The 7398-nt window shown below is 41.5% G+C and carries 3 protein-coding genes; 1 reads left to right on the top strand and 2 read right to left on the bottom strand.

What is annotated here, in order from left to right; translation table 11 throughout:
* Positions 1 to 111: 111 nt before the first annotated feature.
* Complete coding sequence (locus DXA15_RS18655; protein ID WP_128135028.1) at positions 112 to 4128, top strand: hybrid sensor histidine kinase/response regulator transcription factor; 4017 nt, start codon at positions 112 to 114, stop codon at positions 4126 to 4128.
* A 39-nt stretch (positions 4129 to 4167) separates the two neighbouring features.
* Here DXA15_RS18655 and DXA15_RS18650 read toward each other — a convergent pair whose 3' ends face one another.
* Entirely contained in the window at positions 4168 to 5541 is a 1374-nt protein-coding gene (locus tag DXA15_RS18650) for a Gfo/Idh/MocA family protein (protein WP_128135027.1), read from the bottom strand.
* 82 nt (positions 5542 to 5623) lie between these two features.
* Positions 5624 to 7384 (bottom strand): RagB/SusD family nutrient uptake outer membrane protein, encoded by a 1761-nt coding sequence (locus DXA15_RS18645; protein ID WP_128135026.1) that lies wholly within the window; start codon positions 7382 to 7384, stop codon positions 5624 to 5626.
* Positions 7385 to 7398 lie beyond the last annotated feature (14 nt).

Here is a 7398-nt window from a genome sequence, read left to right as displayed (position 1 = left end):
AACAAGCTTTTTCTTAGACGACTATCCGATAAGAATAAACTTATTGACTGGTCTGAAAAATGAATTTTAATAACATAGTTCTCCTAGTACTAAGGCTCAAAAATTATAAAGATGATACGAATTACAAGTTTGATAATATTATCAATCCTTTTCTTTGTTCTCCAGGTAAGCAGAATAAACTTTCCTAACTTCTGGTTTGAACACATAACAACAGCCGATGGATTATCCCAAAACTATATCACTGATATTAAGCAGGATAAGAACAGACTTATTTGGATCGGCACTAAAAACGGACTCAATAAATATAATGGTTACGAAATGACCATATACAATCATATACAAAATGATTCGACATCAATTCCTAATAATTACATCTCCTACATATATCAGGACTCAAAAGACAATCTTTGGATCGGAACAAATACAGGCTTGTGCAAATACATTTCAGAAAAAGACTGTTTCGAACAATTCAACTTCGAAACCACGGATAGCCCACATTCCAACTACAACATCTCCTCTCTTTTCGAAGACAAAAATAATATTTTATGGATCGGAACAGAAGAAGGGTGTCTGATTTCATTCGACCTAAACACAGAAGGACTCAAAATATATAGAGCTTCTCAGGGAATCAAGGCTATTGAGCAGGACAAAAGTTCTTTACTGATAGGAGGAAGAAATAAAGGTATCATGCACTTCGATCCTATCGAAGAAGCCTTTTATCAAACTGCAATCGACTCAACATTCAATTCTGAGACAGTCACAACCATTGCTACTGACCCAAAAGGAGATTTTTGGATAGGTACACAAAGTCACGGAATTTATCTATACGGGAAAAACCTTAACAAACTATCCGGACAGACCATTCTGGACATTCATTTTTATAAAGATTCTTTTGCCTTGTTAGGTACTGAAGAAGATGGTCTTGCTTGCTACAATATAGATACTGACGAATTTCAATATATAAACAATACACACGAAAATGTAAATCTCAATTCGGAAGGAATCACTTCATTATATGTAGATTCCACACAAACAATATGGATAGGAACGATCAACGGCGGAATAAATAAATTTGATCCGAACCGGAACAGGTTTGTACACTTGTCGCTTTCGCCCAAGTATGGCGCGTCTTCTACTACCCATTGTGTTTTTGCATTGAAGGCATTGGATAATCAATCAATATTAGCCGGATTGAATACAAAAGGAGCCTATTTGCTGGATAGCAGGACTTATGAAATCGACAATACTGCTATACCCCAACTAAGCGAAACAACAATCAATACCATCCTGAAAGACAGCCGGGGGGTATTGTGGCTGGGGACTTACAGAAAATCGCTAATCATATCCGGTCCCCGAAACTTGACCGGGCCAATAAACAAACTAATAGAAAAGAGCTTATCCCCATCAAGCTCAATCAAATCTTTGTATGAAGATTCCCAACACAGAATATGGATAGGAACAGATAACAGCGGACTGTTCTGCTACGACCCGAAGCTACATGCTCTCCCCGGGAATACGAAAGAACTAAAAAAATACATGTATCCCAATTTGATAACCTCGGTTATCGAAGACGACAACCACTGGCTCTGGGTAGCAACACACTGCGGGTTATATCTATACGATCCGGAAGAGGATTCTTTTACAAGAAATTTTCTCGCCAACCCGGAACAACCCTATTCGCTGGCAAACACGATTATCCCGATCTGCCCAATCCAGGACACGCTTTGGCTTGGGACACGGCAAGGGCTCATCAAATATTCACCCAAAGAACACAAGCATCGGATATTCCAGGTGGAAGACGGGCTGCCGAGCGAAAGCATCAAAGGTTTATTATACGACGAACCCAATAATAAACTCTGGATATCGACCGACCGCTGGCTCAGTTGCCTGGAACTGTCTTCTTGCCAATTCACAAACTTCGGGCTAAAAGATGGAATTGTTGGAACTGAATTCAATGATATGAGTTTCGAAAAAGGCACTGACGGGACTTTCTTCTTTGGTTGCGTAGACGGAATATACTGTTTCCGCCCGGATCAAATAAAAATGAACCCTTATGCTCCAGAGGTTATCATTACCCACTATCGGTTATATGATGATTCCCCCCAAAATAAAACAAATGGGGATATATCACGTATCCCTATCCCTTCAAACAAAGAGATAACAATCCCGTTTAAACAGTCTATTTTCAGCATAGACTTCGTTGCACTCAACTATACAAACACCCCTAAAAACCAATACGCCTATAAATTAGAAAATTACGACAATAACTGGCACTATGTCGGGACACAACACATGGCAACCTATACGAATTTAAATCCCGGCACTTACCTGTTCCGGGTTAAAGCCTCCAACAACGACGGCGTCTGGAACGAAAAAGGAGCCTCTCTGAAAATAACGATACCTCCTCCCTGGTGGCGAACAACATGGGCTTATTTTATCTATACAATAATAATCGGCGGTATTATTCTTATTTCAATCAGAATTTATACTAATTGGTTGAAAATGCAAAATCAGCTTAACAGGGAACAGTTCGAACGGGCACAACTCGAAAAATTAAACCAGTTAAAATCACAGTTCTTTTCCAATATCACTCACGAATTCAGAACTCCATTAACGCTTATTATCAGCCCACTGGAAGCCATCAGTAATACTAAAGGCAGAGTTTCCCTCCGGGAGAATTATCTCACTACGATAAAAAACAATGCTTATAAACTATTGGATCTGGTGAACAGACTTCTGGATTTTTCAAAAGTAGAATCCGGTTGCTTCACCTTTAATCCGATTAATATAGACATTATATCTTCCATTAAACACGGTGTTGCATACTTCCAGCCTTTAGCCGAAGAGAAAAATGTTACACTCATCTTTCATGCCGACAAAGAGAATTTTGTCTGTTCTATCGATCCCAATATTATAGAAAAAATACTATACAATTTAATTTCAAACGCCATAAAATACACTCCTGAAAATAGGACAGTAGAAGTTTGTGTTACACTGGAAAAAGGTAATTTATTGAACCTCTCGGTAAAAGACACAGGAAAAGGAATTCCCGTTAATAAACAAAAACTTATATTCGATCGTTTCTACCAGTTAGACGGAGATATACCTAATGGTACCGGCATCGGCCTGTCATTAGTGAAAAGTCTGGTAGAGTTACATCATGGAAGTATCGATATGGAAAGTGAAGTAAATAAAGGTACAATATTCACCATTCATATTCCTTATAAAGATGCAACAACAAATGAAGCAATAATTATCCCGACAGGTAAAGAGAACAATCGGCCTAATAAAGAAAAAGACCGGGCATATCTAACGAAAATGCTGAACGAACAGGATATTCAGGAAACCAATTCAAGTTCCCCAACCATATTGATAGCAGAAGACAACCATGATCTCCGGGAATTTATTAAGAGTATTCTGAATAATAAGTATAACGTAATAGAAGCGGAAAATGGAGCCATAGCACTGGATATAGCGCGAAAAGACAGTCCGGATATTATTATTTCCAATATTTTGATGCCAGAAATGGATGGAAAGCAACTTTGTGTACAAATCAAACAGGACATACAAACCTGCCACATCCCTTTCATTATGATAACAGCTTTGAGTTCTGAAACCGATCAGATAGAAGGCCTGACAGTCGGTGCTGATGATTATATCACCAAACCGTTCAATCCGGAAATTTTAAAAACAAAGATCAAGAACGTATTAAAAAGTCGAGAACTTATATCTCGCCGCTATGCAACATTGTCCGCTTTAGAACCAGAAGAATTTGTGACAGAAGATAAAGATGCAACCTTTCTACTGGAAATCATCGAATTCATAAAAGCAAATGTATCCAATCCTGATTTAAAAGTAGATGACCTATCTAAAAATGCAGGCATGAGCCGAAGTCCATTTTTCAAAAAACTAAAAAATCTTACCGGAAAAACTCCAAACGATTTCATTCGTGACATCCGTTTAAACCAAGCAGCCAAACTTTTATTGAAAAGTGATTTAAACATCACTGAAATTGCTTATCAAACAGGATTCACTTCTCCGAAGTATTTCAGGGAATGTTTCAAAAAACAATTTGGAGAATCCCCCAGCCAATATATTGAGAATCAAAAAAGTCTCCCCGGGAAATAACCTGGGAGACTTTCTCTGATATTGATTTTAAATCCGTAACTATTCAGCGAACCGCAACCCTTTCAGCTTATCCCATGCACCACGGGTAAAATCGGGGATTTCGACCGGGGCACCTCCATTCTTCACGGATGTTTCCGTCAGCTCGGTCAGGCAGGACCATTCGGCTGCATCATATACATCCTGATCCAATGGCAAGCCGTTACGCAGACAGTAAATAAGGCGATAATCCATAATAAAGTCCATACCGCCATGGCCTCCTACTTTCCGGGCTTTTTCTCCAACCTCTTTAGTTATCGGATGTTCATACAAAGCCATGATAGAATCCATTTGCGCCTTATTCAGGAATTCATGTGCTTCAGGCTCCAGCGCAATACCTTCTACGGGATATTTCTGAGCAAAACCTTTCGTTCCGCTAACAACATGATGGCGGTCGTACGGACGTGGACTGGTTACATCATGCTGAATCAAAATAGTTTTTCCTTTCTCCGTCTGAATCAATGTGGTATTCATGTCACCTACTTTATAGGTCTGTTTGGCTTCTTTCGAATCGGTGCCGAAAGTTTCTTTGGCATATTCAGTCATCCCTACCTGTTTAGTGGACATGGATACCAGATAATTCATTTTATCCCCTCTGTGAATATTCATAATCTGACAGATCGGCCCCAATCCATGGGTCGGATACGGATTTCCGGTATGTTCCTCGTTGTATTTCAAACGCCACATTCCCTGATAACCGCCCTTTTCACTCGGGTAGAAATTCAATGAACGCAGGTCGTGGATGTAAGCCCCCTCCCCATGGATCACCTCACCGAATACACCCTGTTGAGCCATATTCAAGGTAGCCATTTCAAAGAAGTCATAACAACAGTTTTCAAGCATCATACAGTGCTTACGAGTCTTTTCTGCCGTATTAACCAACTGCCAGCATTCATCGATCGACATGGCAGCAGGAACTTCCACAGCCACATGTTTACCATGCTCCATCGCATAAACAGCCATAGGAGTATATTTCAACCAGTCTGTACAAATATAAACCAGGTCGATGTCATCCCGTTCACAGATCTTTTTCCAGTCTTCCGAACCGGTATATTCATCGGCAGCGGGTAGTTTTTTATCCGTCAACGTTTTTTGCGCACTTTTCACGTAATCACTATTCAGATCACAAAGAGCTTTCACCTCTACCCCTTCCAGGAAAGTAGAACGATAAACAGCTCCGCTTCCACGCATACCCAAACCAATATACGCAATACGTACTGTCGGGATAGGATCGCAAGCCAGGTTCAAAACATCTGCCTGTCCGGCAGGACGTTCAGGAGCTGATGTCGGGATCATTTTTACCTGTGCCACCGACTGATTACAGGTAAAACCGGCTAAAACAGCCAGTAAAAACAATGAATAAACAATTCTTCTCATAAGTATTTTAAATATATAAAGTGCGAATAAGTTAAGAAAGGCGGGCCATCCTTCATACCGGACGGCCCGGAACTAAGGTTAATTAATACCCTGGATTCTGATCATCTTTCAGAAGCGGGTTCAAGTCCATTGCATTTTGAGGTATAGGCATCAGAAGGATACGGTCGTTCCATTTCTTTTCGATCAGCTTATATCCGTTCGGAGCATATGTAATTCCACTCATAGCCTTCTGCCCATAGGCCGAACCATAGCGACGGATATCATCATAACGATGTCCTTCGCCGGCCAGTTCTATACGGCGTTCATTACGTACAAATTCCAAAGCAGCGTCTTTTGAAGGCATGGTAGCCGGCACATCCGGCATTCCGCAACGGTCACGCAGATCGTTCAATGCAGCCTGCACTTCACCGTCCCAACCAGAATTGGCAATACGGGCTTCAGCGAAAGTAAGCAGCACTTCGGCATAACGGATGACAGGATAATCATCAGAACTGTTATAATCGTTATATGGACTCAATGCCACCATTTTACGATAGCTATATCCACTCCATGACTCATTTCCGTCCAGTCCGGCTTTAGTCGGATCCCATCTGTAATAGAACGTGCCGCCTTTAAAGTCTGTTTCGTGCCAGCCCTTGAACGGGAACTGGATAGAAGCATACAAACGGCTGTCACGGTTACGGAACTCCTGCATATAAGCAAATTTTGTAAGATCCATAGTCGGAACCTTTGCTATATAGGCTGCCTGGTCCAGGCCATCCACCTCAGCATTAATCGCCTCGAAATTTGTTTTACGGGTTTCCATCGGGATCAACGAACGGATTGTCTTGCCGTCGATATCCCAATAAGCATCCACCAAGTCCTGCATCGGTTCGAATGAAGAGTATCCTGATCCCATCTGGCTGGGACGGATATACGTATAACGCGCCCAGTCATTGTTATTATCGTCATTCATGTATTCGCGGGTCTGGATATACTCAGGATTGGAAGGAGAAGCATTGTCATGATGCCAAAGAGCTTCATAGCTGAACAGTCCTTTTGCGAATTTGTCCTTATCCATGCCCTTTGCTTCAAAATCAATGAACTGACCTAATTCTTCCGCTTCTTTTCGCTGTGCTTCATTCAAAGACGTCACACGAAACAATGAATGGTGTCCTTCTTTAATAATGGTGTTTGCCGAAGCCTCGGCCTCCGTGTAATTACCGAAATACAGTGCGGCACGTGCACGCAAAGCCAAAGCGGCGGCACGTGTGATACGCCCGGTCTCCTCTGTATAACCACCGTTGTATTTGTCCGGCAGGACAGCAGCGATAGCAGCCAGTTCGTCCAGGATAAAAGCCTGCACTTTATCGACTGGATCACGCGGAACGTTCGGCGCATCATATTCCATCACGGTTGTTACGATTGGCACTTTTCCGAATTTAGTTGTCAGATCCAGATAAGCCTGAGCACGGAAAAAACGAGATTCCGCCTTCATCCTTTCTTTCAGGGTTTCGTCCATTTCACAGTTATCCACCTTCTCCAGGAAATTGTTCACAATACGAACCGTACTGAAACTATATCCACGGTCTTCCGCCGTACTCAGTTCACTTTGCTGGATAGATTCGTACGGGCCTTCCCAGGGTTTATGGCTATGGGCATTATCCGTACACATCTCATCCCAGATATCAAAACCGTTACCTTGTGCATAACAAGCATTTAAACCGTACCATGCATCTTTCTCCGATGTCCAGAAACTTTCTGCCGATATATCGGATGGCGGAATCACGTCCAAATCACAAGCTGTAAAAGAGGCAGTTATCAAGCCAAACACTGCCCATTTCTTTATATTTAGATTTACCATTACTCTTACTTAAT

Source organism: Parabacteroides sp. AM58-2XD, assembly GCF_003463685.1.
GTDB lineage: Bacteria > Bacteroidota > Bacteroidia > Bacteroidales > Tannerellaceae > Parabacteroides > Parabacteroides segnis.
The sequence above is the reverse complement of the archived record's forward strand: the minus strand, read 5'-3'. Positions and strand labels throughout refer to the sequence as shown.

Excerpts from the sequence above, each read along its gene's own strand:
- DXA15_RS18655 (WP_128135028.1), top strand. The coding sequence starts at position 112 with ATGATACGAATTACAAGTTTGATAATATTATCAATCCTTTTCTTTGTT.
- DXA15_RS18650 (WP_128135027.1), bottom strand. The coding sequence starts at position 5,541 with ATGAGAAGAATTGTTTATTCATTGTTTTTACTGGCTGTTTTAGCCGGT.
- DXA15_RS18645 (WP_128135026.1), bottom strand. The coding sequence starts at position 7,384 with ATGGTAAATCTAAATATAAAGAAATGGGCAGTGTTTGGCTTGATAACT.